Origin of the sequence: Streptomyces sp. NPDC002566 (genome assembly GCF_042889585.1) — a bacterium.
Lineage (GTDB): Bacteria > Actinomycetota > Actinomycetes > Streptomycetales > Streptomycetaceae > Streptomyces.
In genome coordinates this window covers 832,396-849,754 of sequence record NZ_JBIARD010000001.1, presented here as the reverse complement: position 1 = coordinate 849,754, position 17,359 = coordinate 832,396, and the positions used below count along the sequence as shown (strand labels likewise).

Genomic DNA, 17,359 nt, shown 5'->3' with positions numbered 1-17,359 from the left:
CCCACGGCGGCGGGACCGAGCCGCACCCGACAGCAGGCCCGAGCAGCCCACGGCGGCGGGACCGAGCCGCACCCGACAGCAGGCCCGAGCAGCCCACGGCGGCGGGACCGAGCCGCACCCGACAGCAGGCCCGAGCAGCCCATGACGGCGGGACCGAGCCGCACCCGACAGCAGGCCCGAGCAGCCCATGACGGCGGGACCGTGCCGCGCCCGGCGGCGGGACCGTGCCGCGCTCGACGGGCGGGCCCGTGCGGCCCATGGCGGCGGGCCAGTGCGGCGCTGGACGGCGGGACCGTGCGGTTCGTGTGGGTGCCCTCATAGAGTGGGCCGTCATGACCTGGCTGATCACCGGCGGAGCCGGATACATAGGCGCCCACGTGGCACACACCATGACCGCCGCCGGCGAACCCGTCGCCGTCCTCGACGACCTCTCCTCGGGAGACCCCGCCCGCCTCCCGGCCCACGTCCCCCTCGTCACCGGCGACACCGCCGACCCGGCCCTGCTCAAGCGCGTCCTCGCCGACCACCAGGTCACCGGCGTGATCCACCTGGCGGCCCGCAAACAGGTCCCGGAGTCCGTGGCCCACCCCACCCGCTACTACCGGGAGAACGTGGGCGCGCTGGCCACCCTCCTGGAGGCGGCGGCCGAGGCCGGAGTGCGGCGCTTCCTCTTCTCCTCCTCCGCGGCCGTCTACGGCACCCCCGACGTGGCCCTCATCACGGAGGACACCCCGTGCGCCCCGGTGAACCCGTACGGCGAGACCAAGCTCGCCGGGGAGTGGCTGGTGCGGGCCGCCGGCCGGGCGCACGGCATGGCGACGACCTGCCTGCGCTACTTCAACGTGGCCGGCGCGGCCGCCCCCGAACTGGCCGACACCGGGGTCTTCAACATCGTCCCGATGGTCTTCGACCGGCTGACGCGCGGCGAGGCCCCGCGGATCTTCGGCGACGACTACCCGACCCCCGACGGCACCTGTGTGCGCGACTACATCCACGTGGCCGACCTGGCGGAGGCGCACCTCGCGGCGGCCCGGCGGCTGGCCGCGCCGGACACGGCCGGGGACCTGACGGTGAACATCGGCCGGGGCGAGGGCGTCTCGGTGCGGGAGCTGGTCACGCTGATCGGCGAGGTCACCGGGGAACGGCGCCCGGCCGTGGTCGAGGGGCGCCGGCCGGGGGACGCCCCGCGCGCGGTCGCCTCGGCCGCGCTGGCCGGGCGGGAGCTGGGCTGGACGGCGTCCCGCGGGGTGCGCGAGATGGTCGGCTCGGCCTGGCGGGGCTGGCTGCTGCACCAGGGCGCGGCCCGGTGAGGCTGCCCTGACCTGCGGTTCGTTTGCGCAGGTCAGGGGACATGACAACGGTGTTCAATGCCGCGTTGCCGGATACCCCCCGCCCGTAGTTGACTGTGCTTTCGGACCCGCTCCGACGGACCCCGGCCGACATCGGCGGGCGCCGTCGGACACGGACGGACGGCAGGAAGGCATTCCCCATGGGGGCTGGGCACGACCACGGCCACGCGCACGGGCCGGTCACCGGCACCGCCGGGGCGGCGTACCGGGGGAGGCTGCGCGTCGCACTGTCGATCACGCTGACCGTGATGGTGGTCCAGATCGTCGGCGGGCTCCTCGCGGACTCCCTCGCCCTGATCGTGGACGCGGCGCACATGGCGACGGACGCGCTCGGTCTCGGCATGGCGCTGCTCGCCATCCACTTCGCCAACCGGCCCCCGAGCGAGAGCCGTACCTTCGGCCTCGCCCGCGCCGAGATCCTGGCCGCCCTCGCCAACTGCCTGCTGCTGCTCGGGGTGGGCGGCTATGTGCTGTACGAGGCGGTCGAGCGGTTCCTCACGCCGGCCTCCACCGAGGGCGGGCTGATGCTCGTGTTCGGCGCGATCGGCCTGGTCGCCAACTCGGTCTCGCTGACGCTGCTGATGCGCGGCCAGGCGGAGAGCGTGAACGTGCGCGGGGCGTTCCTGGAGGTGGCGGCGGACACGCTGGGCTCGGTCGCGGTGATGATCTCGGCGGCGGTGATCCTCACCACCGGCTGGCAGGCCGCCGACCCGGTCGCCTCGCTCGTCATCGGCGTGATGATCGTGCCGCGGACCGTGAAGCTGCTGCGGGAGACGCTGGACGTGCTGCTGGAGGCGGCGCCGAAGGACGTCGACATGGCGCAGGTGCGGGCGCACATCCTGGAGCTGGAGGGGGTCGAGGACGTGCACGACCTGCACGCCTGGACGATCACCTCGGGGATGCCGGTGCTGTCGGCGCACGTCGTGGTCCGCTCGGACTGGTTGAACGCGAGCGGCCACGAGAAGATGCTGCACGAGCTCCAGGGCTGCCTCGGCGACCACTTCGACGTGGAGCACTGCACCTTCCAGCTGGAGCCGAGCGGGCACGCGGAGCACGAGGCGCGGCTGTGCCACTGACACCGCCCTCTCGCTGACCTGGACCTCTCGTCGACGGGGCCTCACCGGGAGGGCGTCCGCACATCCGTTCAGGACGGTTCCGTGCCCGCACCGCAGGGCAAGATCACCTCTGCGCGGGACATGCGGGCGTTCGCGCGAAGTGCCGGAGGCGCCGGACGCGTACGGCAGACTGGGGCGCGAGGACCGATGCTAAGGATGGGTATGCCGATCACTTCTGCCACCACGACGAACGGTTCGTCGAACGGCGCCGCGGACGCGATTTTGCTGGAACTGGTCGACGCCGACGGCCTGACCATCGGCACCGCGGAGAAGCTCGCCGCCCACCAGCCCCCCGGGCAGCTGCACCGGGCGTTCTCGGTCTTCCTCTTCGACGAGCGGGGCCGGCTGCTGCTCCAGCAGCGGGCGCTGGGCAAGTACCACTCCCCCGGCGTGTGGTCCAACACGTGCTGCGGGCACCCCTACCCCGGTGAGGCGCCGTTCGCGGCGGCGGCGCGGCGTACGTTCGAGGAGCTCGGGGTGTCGCCGTCGCTGATGGCGGAGGCGGGCACCGTGCGCTACAACCACCCGGACCCGGCGTCCGGGCTGGTGGAGCAGGAGTACAACCACCTCTTCGTGGGACTGGTGCAGTCGCGGCTGCGGCCGGACCCGGAGGAGGTCGGCGACACGGCGTACGTGACGCCCGCCGAGCTGGCCGAGCGGCACGCGAAGGACACGTTCTCGGCCTGGTTCATGACGGTGCTGGACGCGGCCCGGCCGGCGGTCAGGGAGCTGACCGGCCCGTCGGCGGGCTGGTGACGCACGCCGCGGCCGTGCCGGATCTCATCTGAAGCGGGCGTCCCGGAGGGGCAGGGAGGCCCAGATCACCTTCCCACCGCTCGCCGTGTGCTGGACGTCGCACGTCCCGCCGGCCTCCCTCGCGATCTCGCGGACGAGGAGAAGCCCCCGGCCGCCGGTGCGGCCGTGGTCGGTCTCCAGGGCGGTCGGACGGTAGGGGTGCTCGTCCTCCACGGCGACCCGCACCCACCCGGCCCCGACCGCGACCTCCACCCCGAGCGTCGGGGACAGCACCGCCGCGTGCCGTACGGCGTTGGTCACCAGCTCGGAGACGATCAGCAGGAGTCCCTGCAGCAGGTCGTCGTGGAGGGGCACCCCCTGGCGGAACAGCAGGTCCCGTACGGCGTGGCGGGCCTGCGGGACGGAGGCGTCCACGGCGGGCGCGGTGAACCGCCAGACCCCTTCGTACGGCAGTGGCCGGGGACCGTCCTCGTCGTCGGGATCGTCCTGCGCGCCCGTGTCGCCGTCGGGGCGTGGGCCGGGTCCGCGCCCGTCGTCGTCCATCGTCCGGTCGCCGCCCTCGCGCTCGATTGTCGCCACACGTCGAGTGTTGGCACCGAGGTGCGCACCCCCCGATGACTGAACACAAGTCAGCTGATATCGAGCGTCCCTGACCGCCTCGGCGCGAGACGGCCGACGACACGACCGCTTCTGTCCGCCTCACGCCGCCTTCGCGCATTGTTCGGGTTGTACGGCTTCGGCGGGACGCCGACCGGGGCGCTAGCATCCGGCGCATGGAGCCCGAACTGTTGCACGGTGTCATCGAAGAGGTGGCCACCGTCGTCCTGCACCACCCGGCCAAGCGCAATGCCATGACGGCCGCGATGTGGCGCGCACTGCCGCCGCTGCTCGACGAACTGGCCGCACGCAAGGACGTGCGGGCCCTGGTGATGACCGGGGCGGGCGGCACCTTCTGCGCGGGGGCCGACATCTCCACGCTGCGGGACTCGCCGGCCGAGGCGCAGGAACTGGCCGTACGGGCCGAGGAGGCCCTCGCCTCGTTCCCCAAGCCGACGCTCGCGGTGGTGCGGGGTCACTGCGTGGGCGGCGGGGCACAGCTCGCGGCCGCCTGCGACCTGCGCTTCGCCGAGGAGGGCGCCCTGTTCGGGGTGACCCCGGCGAAGCTCGGCATCGTCTACCCGTCCTCCGCGACCCGGCGCCTGGTCTCCCTGGTGGGCCCGGCGACCGCCAAGTACCTCCTCTTCTCGGGCGAGTTGATCGACACCGAGCGGGCCCTGCGCACCGGCCTGATCGACGAGGTGCTCCCCGCCGCCGAACTCGACGCCCGCGTCGAGGAGTTCACCCGAACCCTGACCTCCCGCTCCCAGCTGACCCAGGCCGCCGCGAAGGAGTTCGCAGGCGGCCGCACGGACCGGGACGCCCACTGGGCCACCCAGTCCCGAACCGCCCCCGACCCCACAGAGGGAGTAACCGCCTTCCTGGACCGCAGGGAACCCCGCTTCACCTGGACTACGTCAGGATGAACCTGCTCCGGGAGCGAAGCCGCTCGACGAGATGCGCGGGCGCCTTCTCGGGCGACCCGGCGTCGTAGGGCGGCTGCGGGTCGTACTCCGCGGCCAGTTGGACCATCTGGGCGTGCTCGTCGCCTGCGATCGTGCCCAGCAGGGTGAGCGCCATGTCGATGCCGGCGGAGACGCCGGCCGCCGTGACGTACTTGCCGTCGGCCACCACCCGCTCCCCCGTCGGTACGGCGCCGAACGGCTTCAGATGGTCGAGGGCGAGCCAGTGCGAGGTCGCCCTACGCCCGTCGAGGAGCCCGGCGGCGGCCAGGAGCAGGGAGCCGGTGCACACCGAGGTCGTCCAGGTGCTGGCGGCGTCGGCGGTGCGCAGCCAGTCCAGCAGGACGCCGTTCCCCATCTGCGCGTTCTGGCCGGGTCCGCCGGGCACGACGACGATGTCCGGGCCGGTGACCTCGGCGAGCGTCCGGTCGGCGGTGAGGGCGAGGTTGCCCGTGTCGGCGCGCACGGGCCCGGTCCGCTCGGCCACGAAGACGGTACGGGCGTCGGGGAGCCGTCCCAGGATCTCGTAGGGGCCGACGGCGTCCAGGGCGGTGAAGCGGTCGAAGAGGACGATGGCGATCTGCATGCGTTTCCTTCGGCTCGGTGGACCGGTCGGGAGACCGGCGTTCAGTGGACGGGCGCGGTGCCCGGTGCGGGGCGGAAGCGACGGCGGTATTCGGCCGGCGGGACGCCGAGGGTCTTGAGGAAGGCGCGTCGCATGGCCTCGGGCGTGCCGTAGCCGCTCGCCCGGGAGATCCGTTCGACGCCGTCCGCCGTGTCCTCGAGCAGACGGCGTGCGTGTTCTAGGCGGACGCGCTCCACGTGGCGGCCGGGGGTCTCTCCGGTCTCGGCGCGGAAGGCGCGGGCGAAGTGACGGGGCGACAGTCCGGCGCGCGCGGCGAGGGACTCGATGCTCAGATCGTCCGCGGGATGCTCGGTGATCCAGTGCTGGACCTCCCGCAACGGTTCGCGCGTCGCCGTCTGGGCGGCGAGCTGGGCGCTGAACTGGGCCTGGTTGCCGGGGCGGCGCAGGAAGACGACAAGATGCCGGGCGACGGTCAGCGCGACGTCCCGGCCCAGGTCCTCCTCGACCAGCGCGAGGGCCAGGTCGATGCCGGAGGTGACGCCCGCCGAGGTGTAGACGTCGCCGTCCCGGACGTAGATCGGTTCGGGATCCACCTCGACGGCCGGATGGCGGCGTGCCAGCCGGTCGGAGTGGGCCCAGTGGGTCGTCGCCCGCCGCCCGTCCAGCAGCCCGGCCGCGGCCAGCAGGGCGGCGCCGGTGCACACCGACACCAGTCGCCGCGCGCGCGGACCGTGCGCGCGCAGCCAGTCGACCAGCGGCGGATCCGGCCGCCGTGTGCCCTGACCACCGGGAACCACGAGGGTGTGCGGGTCGGGCGCCTCGGCCAGGATCCCGTCCGGTACGAGGGTCAGGCCGCTGCTGGTGCGCACGGGAGCGCCGTCCAGCGAGGCGGTGCGGATGCGGTAGGAGCCCGGGGTGTGATTCTCCGCCCCGGCGAACACCTCCACGGGACCGCTCACGTCGAGACTCTGGACGCCGTCGAAGAGGACGACGAGAACGGTTCGCTGCGCCATGCGGACGATTCTTCGCGGGCCGGGCGATGTCCACAACGACGAGTTCCCCACCCTTTCTGCCATGCCTCGCCCAAGGGCGAAGCGAAAGGCGGGGCATGGTCCGGCGGTGAGGAGGTACACGAGGAGTTCCGGTCGTTCTGGCCGGGGGATGAAAGGAGTTGGTCGTGTTCCGTGCTATCGGTGATGTTCTGCGGCAGATCGGTGGGGCGATCGCCACTGTGGTGACGCTTCCCTTCCGGGCGCTGGCGCGGTTGTTCGGGGGCACCTCCTCCTCGGCTCGGGGCAGCAGGGCCTGAGGACGCCTCGCAGGGCGTGCCCTGATCCGCCGGTGTCGCCGTCGCCTGCCACAATTGCCGCGCAACCTTTAGCGGAGAAGGCGGTACGGGATCGTGACGACACCCGGGTCCAGCGAGGCCATGGCAGCAGTGTCCATCGAAGGCAGGATCGCCGAGGAGCTCGGCGTACGGGAGCGGCAGGTGAAGGCCGCCGTGGAGCTGCTGGACGGCGGCTCGACGGTGCCCTTCATCGCCCGCTACCGCAAGGAAGCGACCGAGATGCTCGACGACGCGCAGCTGCGCACGCTCGAGGAGCGGCTGCGCTACCTGCGGGAGCTGGAGGAGCGCCGGGCGGCGATCCTCGAGTCGGTGCGTGAGCAGGGCAAGCTCACCGACGAGCTTCAGGCGCGGATCCGGGGCGCCGAGACCAAGGCGCGCCTGGAGGACGTCTATCTGCCGTACAAGCCGAAGCGGCGGACGAAGGCGCAGATCGCCCGGGAGGCCGGTCTCGAGCCGCTGGCCGAGGGGCTGCTCGGGGACCCGGGCGTCGAGCCGCTCGCCGCGGCGGCCGCGTTCGTCGACGCCGGCAAGGGCGTCGCCGATCCGCAGGCCGCGCTGGACGGCGCGCGGGCGATCCTCACCGAGCGGTTCTCGGAGGACGCCGACCTGATCGGCGAGCTGCGCGAGCGCATGTGGGCGCGGGGGCGGCTGGCGGCGAAGGTGCGCGAGGGCAAGGAGGAGGCCGGCGCGAAGTTCGCCGACTACTTCGACTTCGCCGAGCCCTTCACCGACCTGCCCTCGCACCGCATCCTGGCGATGCTGCGCGGCGAGAAGGAGGAGGTCCTCGACCTCGTCCTGGAGCCGGAGGAGCCGACGGAGGGCCCGTCCTCGTACGAGGGGATCGTGGCCGCCAGGTTCGGCATCGCCGACCGGGGCCGGCCGGCCGACAAGTGGCTGACGGACACGGTCCGCTGGGCCTGGCGCACCCGCATCCTCGTCCACCTGGGCATCGACCTGCGGCTGAGGCTGCGCACCGCCGCCGAGGACGAGGCGGTCGACGTGTTCGCGAAGAACCTGCGCGACCTGCTGCTGGCCGCCCCGGCCGGCACCCGCGCCACCCTCGGTCTGGACCCCGGCTTCCGCACGGGCGTGAAGGTGGCCGTGGTCGACGCGACCGGCAAGGTCGTCGCCACGGACGTGATCTACCCGCACGTTCCGGCCAACAAGTGGGACGAGGCGATCGCCAAGCTGGCCCGGCTGGCGAGGGAGCACGCGGTCGAGCTGGTCGCGATCGGCAACGGCACCGCCTCCCGCGAGACCGACAAGCTCGCCGGTGAACTCATCGCCAAGCACCCCGAGTTGAAGCTGACCAAGGTGATGGTGTCGGAAGCCGGCGCCTCCGTGTACTCGGCGTCCGCGTTCGCCTCGCAGGAGCTGCCCGGCATGGACGTGTCGCTGCGCGGCGCGGTGTCCATCGCGCGCCGCCTCCAGGACCCGCTGGCCGAGCTGGTGAAGATCGACCCGAAGTCGATCGGCGTCGGCCAGTACCAGCACGACCTGTCCGAGGTGAAGCTGTCGCGTTCGCTGGACGCGGTGGTGGAGGACTGTGTGAACGGCGTCGGCGTCGACGTGAACACCGCGTCCGCCCCGCTGCTCGCCCGTGTCTCCGGCATCACCTCCGGGCTCGCGGAGAACATCGTGGCGCACCGCGACGCCAACGGGCCGTTCACCTCGCGCTCCGCGCTGAAGAAGGTGCCCAGGCTCGGCCCCAAGGCGTTCGAGCAGTGCGCGGGCTTCCTGCGGATCCGGGGCGGCGACGACCCGCTGGACGCCTCCAGCGTGCACCCGGAGGCCTATCCGGTGGTCCGGCGGATGGTGAAGACCTCCGGGCAGGAGGTGGCCGCCCTCGTCGGCAACACCTCCGTCCTGCGCTCGCTGCGTCCCGCGGACTTCGTGGACGAGACGTTCGGTCTGCCGACCGTCACCGACATCCTGAAGGAACTGGAGAAGCCCGGGCGCGACCCGCGGCCCGCGTTCAAGACGGCCGCCTTCAAGGAGGGCGTGGAGAAGATCTCCGACCTGGCGCCCGGGATGGTGCTGGAGGGGGTCGTGACGAACGTGGCCGCCTTCGGGGCGTTCATCGACGTCGGCGTCCACCAGGACGGTCTGGCGCATGTCTCCGCGCTGTCGCGGACGTTCGTCAAGGACCCGCGGGACGTGGTCAAGCCGGGTGACATCGTCAAGGTGAAGGTCTTGGACGTCGACATCCCGCGCAAGCGGATCTCGCTCACGCTCCGCCTGGACGACGAGGCGCAGGCCTCCGGCGGTGAGCGTCGCCAGCAGCGGAGCGGGCGTCCGCCCCAGCAGCGGCAGCAGCGGCAGGGTGGCGGCTCTCGGCAGGCTCCGGCACCGGCGAACAGTGCGATGGCCGACGCGTTGCGCAAGGCGGGGCTGCTGGATCGCGGCAAGCGCTGAGGGTTGCGGGGAGCTGCGGGCCGGTCGTTGCCGGTCGCGCAGTTCCCCGCGCCCCTTGCGGAGCGCACATCGTTCTCTAGCGCTCGGCCACCTTCCCGTCAGCCACCTCCAGCCGGCGGGTGACGTGGACCGCGTCCAGCATGCGGCGGTCGTGGGTGACCAGCAGCAGGGTGCCGTCGTAGGCGTCGAGGGCGGACTCCAGCTGCTCGATGGCCGGGAGGTCGAGGTGGTTGGTCGGCTCGTCGAGGACGAGCAGGTTGACGCCCCGGCCCTGGAGGAGGGCGAGGGCGGCCCTCGTCCGCTCCCCCGGTGACAGCGTGGCCGCCGGGCGCAGCACATGGTCCGACTTCAGACCGAACTTGGCCAGCAGGGTGCGCACCTCGACCGGCTCGGTGTCCGGGACGGCCGCGCGGAACGCGTCGAGCAGCGCCTCGGACCCGTGGAACAGCTTCCGCGCCTGGTCGACCTCCCCGACCAGGACGCCCGAGCCGAGAGCGGCGTGACCCGCGTCCAGCGGGATCCGGCCGAGGAGCGCGCCGAGCAGCGTCGACTTCCCCGCGCCGTTCGCGCCGGTGACCGCGACCCGGTCGGCCCAGTCGATCTGCAGGGTGACCGGGCCGAAGGTGAAGCCGCCGCGCCGCACCTCGGCGTCCCGCAGGGCGGCGACGACCGCGCCGGAGCGCGGGGCGGCCGCGATCTCCATGCGCAGCTCCCACTCCTTGCGCGGCTCCTCCACGACGTCCAGGCGTTCGATCATGCGCTGGGTCTGGCGGGCCTTCGCGGCCTGCTTCTCGCTGGCCTCGCTGCGGAACTTGCGGCCGATCTTGTCGTTGTCGTTGCCCGCCTTGCGACGCGCGTTCTTCACGCCCTTGTCCATCCAGGAGCGCTGGGTCTGGGCGCGCTCCTGGAGGGCGGCCTTCTTGTCGGCGTACTCCTCGTAGTCGTCGCGGGCGTGCCGGCGGGCGATCTCGCGCTCCTCCAGATAGGCGTCGTAGCCGCCGCCGTAGAGGTTGATCCGGCCCTGCGCGAGGTCGAGTTCGAGGACCTTGGTGACGGTGCGGGTGAGGAACTCGCGGTCGTGGCTGACGACGACGGCGCCGGCGCGCAGGCCGGCCACGAAGCGTTCGAGGCGCTCCAGGCCGTCGAGGTCGAGGTCGTTGGTGGGCTCGTCGAGGAGGAAGACGTCGTAGCGGGACAGCAGGAGGGAGGCGAGGCCGGCGCGGGCGGCCTGGCCGCCGGAGAGGGACGTCATCGGCTGGTCGAGGTCCACGCCGAGGCCCAGGGAGTCGGCGACCTCCTCCGCGCGCTCGTCGAGGTCGGCGCCGCCGAGGCCGAGCCAGCGCTCCAGGCTGACGGCGTAGGCGTCGTCGGCACCCGGGGCTCCGTCGACCAGGGCCTGGGTGGCCTCGTCCATGGCGTGCTGCGCCTCGGCGACCCCGGTGCGGCGGGCGAGGAAGGCGCGCACGCTCTCGCCGGGGCGGCGCTCCGGTTCCTGGGGCAGGTGCCCGACGGTCGCGGTCGGCGGGGAGAGCCGCAGCTCGCCGTCCTCCGGCGCGGTGAGGCCTGCGAGGAGCCTGAGCAGGGTGGACTTCCCCGCGCCGTTGGCTCCGACCAGCCCGATCACGTCGCCGGGGGCGACGACGAGGTCGAGCCCGGAGAAGAGGGAGCGGTCGCCGTGCCCGGCGGCGAGGTTCTTGGCGACGAGGGTGGCGGTCACAGACGCCAGATCCTAGTCGGCCCGGAGCGCTCCCCCTTCTCCGGCCTGTCACGGGACGCGCGGTGCGGGGCGTGGGGCGCGGACGCCGTCCGCCGGCGCGGAGCGGGAGGCGTCGGGCGCTGTCGTCGCGGCGCCGGAGGTGGCGACGGTGGAGGTCGCGGCGGCGAACGCCCTGGCGCCGCCGACGAGCGGGACCCGGGCCGAGGTGCGGGACAGGTCCAGGGTGAGGGTCGGGGTGTCGGCGGGCGGGTCGATGAGGTCCTTGTCGGTGCCCGCGACGATCAGCGCCAGCCGGTGGCCCGCGGGCACCACGTGGTCGGTGGCCGCCAGGTCGAGGGTGATCGAGTACGCGCGGCCCGGGGTGAGCGGGACGCCCCGCCCGGCGTCGGCGTAGGTGCCCAGGTCGGCCCAGCCGCGGCTGACGACGGTGTGGCCGACGTCGGCCGTGCGCGGCGCGGTCTCCTTGAAGCAGGCGCTGTCGCCGGCGCTGCTCTCGCCCCAGCAGGTGCGGTCGGCGAGGGTGGTGATGCCCTCGCCGCTCGCCGCGTAGTCCCGGATGGTGTCGGGGCCGAGGTCGACGAGGACGGCGGTCAGATGGGCCGTGGGGGTGCTGGGCGTGACGGTGACGGTGACCTCGGAGGAGCCGGACAGGCGCAGGTCCCGGGTGAGGGGCGCGGTGACGAAGCCGGCCTTGTCGGGGGTCGCGGTGTCGATCCGCGCCGCCCAGTCGGTCTCGCCGAGCCGCGGGTCGTCGGTGAACGCCGCGGTGCCGCGTCCCTTGCGCAGGCCCAGGGCGCCGACGCCGGGGTGGGCGCCCCGGTCGGGGCGCAGGGTGGTGGTCTGTGTGCCGCGCGGCGGCCAGGACCGCGAGGTGACCCACTGGTCGGGGTGGCGTTCGACGTCGGCCATCGGCTCGCGGTCGATGCCGTTGTCGTAGCCGAGGAGTTCGTGGTCGAACCAGCGGTGCAGGGTCTTCACCCAGTCGGCGCGGCGGAAGTCGAAGGGGTCGACGTGCCCGGTCTGGGAGAGCCAGATCTTGCGTTCGACGCCGTGCTCACCGAGCGCGTCCCACCACTGACCGACGTGTTTCATACGGACGTTGAGGTCCTGGAGGCCGTGGACGAGGAAGACGCTGGCCTTGACCCTGCTCGCGTGCCTGACGTAGTCGCGTTCTTTCCACAGCCCGGTCCGGTCGCCCGTGCGGGGCGCCTGCTCGACGAGTCTGCGCTGCACGGCGGCGCACTTGGCGCGGGCGTCAGGGCTGTCGACGTAGTCCGAGAGCCAGTCGGGGCCGGAGTCGTAGAGCGGGGCGCCCTGCTGGAAGTAGTAGTCGTACCAGGAGGAGATGGCGCTGATCGGGACGATGGTCTTCAGGCCCTTCACACCGGTGGCGGCGACGCCGTTGGCGATCGTGCCGTCCCAGCTCTTGCCGATCATGCCGGTCGCGCCGTCGGTCCAGCCCGCCTTGACGGCGGTGGCGCCGGTGCGGGTGGTGTACGCGGTGCCGCGGCCGCCCAGCCAGTCGATCACGGCCTTCGCGGAGAGGACGTCGGAGCGGCCGCCGACGTCGACACAGCCGTCGGAGCGGTTGGTTCCGGCCAGGTCGACGGCGACGAAGGCGTAGCCGCGGGGCACGAAGTAGTTGTCGTAGAACAGCGGGGTCTGGACGACGGCGCCGTTCGCGTCGTACGTCTTGCGCTGGCTCTCGTTGCCGCGTCCGCAGCACGAGTAGTAGGGGCTGGCGTCCATGATGACGGGCACCTTGCGGCCGCGGGCGGCGGGTTCGCGCGGGCGGACGATGTCGACGGCGACCCGGTCGGTCCTTCCGTCGCCGTCGCCGTCGAGCCGGGTGTCCACCCAGACGGCCTCGCGGACGGCGTCCTCGTAGGAGTACACCGGCAGGCTCTCGCGCGGGGCGGCATGGGCGGTCGCCGGGGTGAGGAAGGCGGCCGTCAGGAGGGTGACGGCCGCGGCCGCGAGCGGTCTCCAGATCGTGAAGCGCGTGCGTATCGGCATGCGCCTGGACGGTACAGCGGGCAACTCCCGTGCAGAAGAGGGCGATTGTGCGCGGGATGTGGCCGGAACGCGTCCCTGGGCAGGGTCGGTCATGACGGCCGAATGGCGATCGTGTGACAGCGGCGGCTGTGGGCAGGTCCCGGGCACAGGGAGTCCATAGGCTCCCAACAGATCTCACGCCCCCACGACTTGGAGTTCTTCGTGCACCGCAGAATCATCGCGCCGGGCGCACTGGCCGCCGCGTCCGTGCTGCTGGCGATCCCGGCGTCGGCCGCGAGCGGCTCCCCCGGCGCGCCGGGCATCGGCGACCCCTACTACCCGGCCTACGGCAACGGCGGATACGACGTCTCCCACTACGACCTGAGGCTGAAGTACCAGCCGGTGACGGACCGTCTGGAGGGCACGGCGACGCTCCTCGCGAGGACGACGCAGGACCTGTCGCGCTTCGATCTGGACTTCCTCCTCGACGTGAGCGAGGTGCGTGTCAACGGCGTGCCGGCCGCGTTCACCGCCTCGGGGGAACACGAGCTGCAGATCACACCGAAGACGCCCCTCGCGAAGGGCGCGGCGGTGACGGTGGTGGTCCGCTACAGCGGCGTGCCCTCCTCGAAGCAGGCGTACGGCTTCACCAGCTGGCACCGCACGCCGGACGGCGGGGTCGGCGCCAACGAGCCCGAGGCGGCCTGGTGGTGGTTCCCGAGCAACGACCACCCGCTCGACAAGGCGACCTACGACGTGTCGGTGCAGGTGCCCGACGGCACCCAGGCCATCTCCAACGGCACGCTCCAGTCGACGGTTTCACGGGCCGGCTGGACCCGGTACAGCTGGCGGTCGGGCAAGCCCCAGGCGACGTATCTGGCCACGCTCGCGGTCGGGAAGTTCGACGTCACGACGGGCCGGACGGAGAACGGTGTCCCGGTCGTGAACGCCTACAGCAAGGACCTGGGGGCCGACGCGGGCGCGGCGCGGGCGAGCATCGAGCGGACCGGGGAGATCGCCGACTGGCTGGCCGAGTACTTCGGGCCGTACCCGTTCGACGCGCTCGGCGGATACGTGCCGAACGTGACCACGGGGTACGCGCTGGAGACGCAGACCCGGCCCTTCTACAGCCCGCGGCAGTTCGCGAACGGCTCGAACACCTCCGTGGTGGTCCACGAACTGGCCCACCAGTGGTACGGCGACCTGGTGTCCGTCGCCGGCTGGAAGGACATCTGGATCAACGAGGGCTTCGCCCGGTACGCGCAGTGGCTGTGGTCGGAGCACGAGGGTGAGGGCACGGCCCAGGAGCTCGCGGACTACGTGTACGCCTCCCGCGCCGCCGACGATCCGTTCTGGACGGTGCGGCCGGGCGACCCGGGCCCGGAGAACCAGTTCCACGCGGCGGTGTACGACCGGGGCGCGCTGGCCCTTCAGGCGCTGCGGAACGAGATCGGCGACGAGGCGTTCTTCGCGCTCCTGAAGGGCTGGCCGCAGCGCCACGCCTACGGCAACGCCACCGTCGCCGACTTCAGGCGGTACGCGGAGGAGGTGTCCGGCCGGCCGCTGGCCGCGCTCTTCGACACCTGGCTGTTCCAGCCGTCGAAGCCGGCGGCGCCGGCGGCCGCCGAGGCGTCCCTGACGTCCCGGCCGCTCGGGACGCGGGGCGCGCCCGTGCGGCCGAAGTCGTGGCAGAAGATCGCCGCGACGAACGGTGTGCACGAGCACCGGCACTGAGTGACGTCCGGGCGGCTCGGGGGGCGGAGATCGCTGCGGCTCACCGAGCCGCCCGGATGAGGAGTTCGTCCCGGTCGATGGCGTCCGTCGCCGTCGCCGGCACGGTGCAGGCGTGCGCGCCCGCCACCGCGCCGTACAGGGCGCAGCGCTGCGGCGGCTCGCCGGTGAGACGGCCGTAGAGGAAGGCCGCCGCGAAGGCGTCGCCGGCGCCGTTGGAGTCCACCACCGGGCCGGGTGGCGGCACCGCCGGTATCCGGGTCAGCTCGCCGTCGGCCAGCAGATAGGCTCCCTCGGCGCCGGCCGTGGCGACGACCGTGTCGGCCCGGCCCCGCTCGGCGACGCGGCGCATGGTCGCCTCGGGGTCGGTGAGGTTGGACGCGGACAGGAACACGACGTCGGCCGCGTGGGCGAACGCCTCGTGGTACGGGTTCTCGCCGTCCCAGTCGTGCAGGTCGGTGGAGATGCTCACGCCGGCCTCGCGCAGCGCGGGCAGGGCGTGCGCGCAGGGCTGGGTGATCGAGACGTGTGCGTGGCGACTCGCCCCGGCCAGGGCTCGGAGCGTGGAGGGCGGGAACCGGTCGTCGGGGCCGGTGCGGCTCGTGTCGTACAAGGAGAGCCGCCGGCCGTCGGGGCCGACCAGGTTGACGGCGCGCTTGGTGCCGGCGGGCTGCGGGACGGCGGTCAGCCCGATGCCGCGGTCGCGGTGCAGGGCGCGGACCAGCGCGCCCTCGGGGTCGTCGCCGAGGAAGTCGAGATGGTGGGTGCGCAGGCCCAGGGCGGCCAGGCCGACGGCGACGAAGTCCCCCGTCTGCCCGGCGCGGGTGCGGATCCCGCTGCCGATCATGTAACTGTCGGCGTACGGGAGCGGCAGCTCGGGGACGTACACGATGGTGTCCACGCCCGCACCACCCAGGACGAGGACGTCGGTGTCCCGGGCGGACCGGGCGGACTGGGCGGACCTGTCGGACCGGCTCACCTCAGGCCTCCCCGTGGTCGTACACCGTCACCGCGATGCGGCGGGAGAGGGCCATGACGAAGCCCTTTCCCCATCCCCCGATGTCGTTGCAGACATGGGCGATCACCTTGACGCCCTTCACCGACGGCGCGGTGGCGTCACCCCGGATGTAAGTGATCTCCGACATGACGCCACCGTAGGCGATGCCACTGACAGTGGCCTGCGAGTCACGGCGTGGGCCGGCCCGCTACTTCGTGGGGCCGGTCAGCTCCTGGTCGGCGGTCCGCGCCACCCTGTTGCGGATCCCGAACCAGCCGGCGACGAGTGCGGCGGCGATGAGCGGGACGAGCAGGACGGTCTTGCGGCCGACCTCGGGGTCGTTCCACATCAGGCCGAGCACGGCGATCAGGAAGGCGATCGTGACGATCTCCGTGACCGGGCTGCCGGGGAGGCGGAAGGACGGCCGGTGGAGCAGACCCGCCCTGGCGCGGCGGACGAAGACCAGGTGGCAGACCATGATGATCACCCAGGTGCTGATGACGCCGAGGGAGGCGACGTTCAGCACGATCTCGAAGGCCTGCTCCGGCACGAGGTAGTTCAGGCCGACGCCGAGGACGCAGACCCCGCAGGTGAGCAGGATGCCGCCGTAGGGGACCTGGCTGCGGTTCATGCGGGCGGTGAACTTCGGGGCGGACCCCGCCATCGCCATCGAGCGCAGGATGCGGCCGGTGGAGTACAGGCCCGAGTTGAGCGAGGACATGGCGGCGGTGAGGACGACGAGGTTCATCACGTCGCCGGCGCCGGAGACGCCGATCTTCGACAGGACGGTGACAAACGGGCTCTGGTCGGCGGAGTAGGCCGAGCCGGGCAGCAGCAGGGCGAGCAGGACGACCGAGCCGACGTAGAACAGGCCGACCCGCCACATGATCGAGTTCACCGCGCGCGGGACGACCTTCTCCGGCTCCGCGGTCTCGCCCGCGGCGACGCCGACCAGCTCCAGTGCGGCGTACGCGAAGATCACGCCCTGCATGACGATGACGACGGGCATCAGGCCGTGCGGGAGGAGGCCGCCGTTGTCGGTGATCACGCCGAGGCCGGGCGCCCGGCCGTCGACCTCGTGCCGGGTGGCGAGCAGGAAGATGCCGATGCCCATGAAGGCGACGAGGGTGGCGACCTTGACGACGGAGAACCAGAACTCCATCTCGCCGAAGATCTTCACCGAGATCAGGTTGACGGCCAGCACCACGGCCAGTGCGACCAGCGCCAGCACCCACTGGGGGATGCTGGTGAACAGACTCCAGTAGTGCGTGTACAGCGCGATCGCCGTGATGTCGGCGATGCCGGTGGTCGACCAGTTCAGGAAGTACATCCAGCCGGCGACGTAGGCGCCCTTCTCGCCGAGGAACTCGCGCGCGTACGACACGAACGAGCCGGAGGACGGCCGGTAGAGGACCAGCTCGCCCAGTGCGCGGACGACGAAGAAGGCGAAGACGCCGCAGACGAGGTAGGCCGCGGCGAGCGCCGGGCCCGCGGTGTGGAGGCGTCCTCCGGCGCCCAGGAAGAGGCCGGTGCCGATGGCGCCGCCGATGGCGATCATGTTGACGTGGCGGTGCTTCAGGTCCTTGCTGTAGCCGGCGTCGCCCGCGTCCGCGGGTGTCGCGGTCGCCCCGGTGGGGGCGGCGACCTCGGCCGTGTGCACGGTGTCCTTGCTCACGGGAGTTCCACTCTCTGGTGCGCCCGGGCGTCGTGCGCCCGGGTTTCCTTACGGTCATGGCCCGCGGCTCCCGGGTCGGGGCACAGACCAAGGGGGCAGCTTCCCAGCAGGTGACC

General features: G+C 72.6%; 14 protein-coding genes and 1 pseudogene. 7 read left to right on the top strand and 8 right to left on the bottom strand.

Annotated elements, in window-relative coordinates; all coding sequences use genetic code 11:
* Positions 1-332: 332 nt before the first annotated feature.
* The 3 genes from galE to idi all read left to right on the top strand — a co-directional run bounded on the left by galE (position 333) and on the right by idi (position 3,220).
* Positions 333-1,310 (top strand): UDP-glucose 4-epimerase GalE, encoded by a 978-nt coding sequence (galE, locus tag ACFYXA_RS03640; RefSeq protein WP_389027864.1) that lies wholly within the window; start codon positions 333-335, stop codon positions 1,308-1,310.
* Between the two features lie 179 nt (positions 1,311-1,489).
* Positions 1,490-2,425: a cation diffusion facilitator family transporter gene (locus ACFYXA_RS03635; protein ID WP_389027862.1), complete on the top strand. Its 936-nt coding sequence runs from the start codon at positions 1,490-1,492 to the stop codon at positions 2,423-2,425.
* 201 nt (positions 2,426-2,626) lie between these two features.
* Positions 2,627-3,220, top strand: a complete 594-nt coding sequence (gene idi / locus ACFYXA_RS03630) for an isopentenyl-diphosphate Delta-isomerase (RefSeq protein ID WP_351097131.1) — start codon at positions 2,627-2,629, stop codon at positions 3,218-3,220.
* Between the two features lie 24 nt (positions 3,221-3,244).
* On the opposite strand, the gene ACFYXA_RS03625 is transcribed toward idi, so the two are convergent.
* A complete protein-coding gene (locus ACFYXA_RS03625) occupies positions 3,245-3,763 on the bottom strand; it encodes an ATP-binding protein (RefSeq protein WP_352248298.1) in 519 nt (172 codons plus the stop codon).
* Between the two features lie 230 nt (positions 3,764-3,993).
* Here ACFYXA_RS03625 and ACFYXA_RS03620 point away from each other — a divergent pair, with 230 nt between their 5' ends.
* Entirely contained in the window at positions 3,994-4,743 is a 750-nt protein-coding gene (locus tag ACFYXA_RS03620; protein WP_389027860.1) for an enoyl-CoA hydratase/isomerase family protein, read from the top strand.
* Here the strand turns inward: ACFYXA_RS03620 and ACFYXA_RS03615 are convergent.
* Both ACFYXA_RS03615 and ACFYXA_RS03610 read right to left on the bottom strand, forming a co-directional pair.
* Positions 4,730-5,365, bottom strand: coding sequence for a DJ-1/PfpI family protein (locus tag ACFYXA_RS03615; RefSeq protein WP_351097127.1), 636 nt, complete (start codon positions 5,363-5,365; stop codon positions 4,730-4,732). The genes ACFYXA_RS03620 and ACFYXA_RS03615 overlap by 14 nt on opposite strands.
* Positions 5,366-5,406: 41 nt before the next feature.
* Positions 5,407-6,378 carry a GlxA family transcriptional regulator gene (locus ACFYXA_RS03610; RefSeq protein WP_389027857.1) on the bottom strand — a complete coding sequence of 324 codons (972 nt, stop codon included), beginning with the start codon at positions 6,376-6,378 and terminating at the stop codon, positions 5,407-5,409.
* A gap of 164 nt (positions 6,379-6,542) precedes the next feature.
* On the opposite strand from ACFYXA_RS03610, the gene ACFYXA_RS03605 reads away from it, so the two are divergent.
* Both ACFYXA_RS03605 and ACFYXA_RS03600 read left to right on the top strand, forming a co-directional pair.
* A complete protein-coding gene (locus ACFYXA_RS03605; RefSeq protein WP_389027855.1) occupies positions 6,543-6,674 on the top strand; it encodes an LPFR motif small protein in 132 nt (43 codons plus the stop codon).
* Between the two features lie 93 nt (positions 6,675-6,767).
* On the top strand, positions 6,768-9,128 hold the full coding sequence (locus ACFYXA_RS03600) for a Tex family protein (RefSeq protein ID WP_389027853.1): 2,361 nt from the start codon (positions 6,768-6,770) through the stop codon (positions 9,126-9,128).
* Between the two features lie 76 nt (positions 9,129-9,204).
* Here the strand turns inward: ACFYXA_RS03600 and ACFYXA_RS03595 are convergent, their stop codons facing one another.
* Both ACFYXA_RS03595 and ACFYXA_RS03590 read right to left on the bottom strand, forming a co-directional pair.
* Positions 9,205-10,845: an ABC-F family ATP-binding cassette domain-containing protein gene (locus tag ACFYXA_RS03595; RefSeq protein ID WP_389027851.1), complete on the bottom strand. Its 1,641-nt coding sequence runs from the start codon at positions 10,843-10,845 to the stop codon at positions 9,205-9,207.
* A 48-nt stretch (positions 10,846-10,893) separates the two neighbouring features.
* Positions 10,894-12,861, bottom strand: coding sequence for a Xaa-Pro dipeptidyl-peptidase (locus ACFYXA_RS03590; protein ID WP_389027849.1), 1,968 nt, complete (start codon positions 12,859-12,861; stop codon positions 10,894-10,896).
* Positions 12,862-13,062: 201 nt separating this feature from the next.
* Here ACFYXA_RS03590 and ACFYXA_RS03585 point away from each other — a divergent pair, with 201 nt between their 5' ends.
* Positions 13,063-14,574, top strand: coding sequence for a M1 family metallopeptidase (locus ACFYXA_RS03585; protein WP_389027847.1), 1,512 nt, complete (start codon positions 13,063-13,065; stop codon positions 14,572-14,574).
* A gap of 40 nt (positions 14,575-14,614) precedes the next feature.
* On the opposite strand, the gene ACFYXA_RS03580 is transcribed toward ACFYXA_RS03585, so the two are convergent.
* The 3 genes and pseudogenes from ACFYXA_RS03580 to ACFYXA_RS03570 all read right to left on the bottom strand — a co-directional run bounded on the left by ACFYXA_RS03580 (position 14,615) and on the right by ACFYXA_RS03570 (position 17,243).
* Positions 14,615-15,550 carry a PfkB family carbohydrate kinase gene (locus ACFYXA_RS03580; protein WP_389027845.1) on the bottom strand — a complete coding sequence of 312 codons (936 nt, stop codon included), beginning with the start codon at positions 15,548-15,550 and terminating at the stop codon, positions 14,615-14,617.
* Positions 15,551-15,587: 37 nt separating this feature from the next.
* Positions 15,588-15,716: pseudogene (locus ACFYXA_RS03575) on the bottom strand (Appr-1-p processing protein); the annotation flags it as partial.
* A 60-nt stretch (positions 15,717-15,776) separates the two neighbouring features.
* On the bottom strand, positions 15,777-17,243 hold the full coding sequence (locus tag ACFYXA_RS03570; RefSeq protein ID WP_389027843.1) for an amino acid permease: 1,467 nt from the start codon (positions 17,241-17,243) through the stop codon (positions 15,777-15,779).
* Positions 17,244-17,359: the final 116 nt, after the last annotated feature.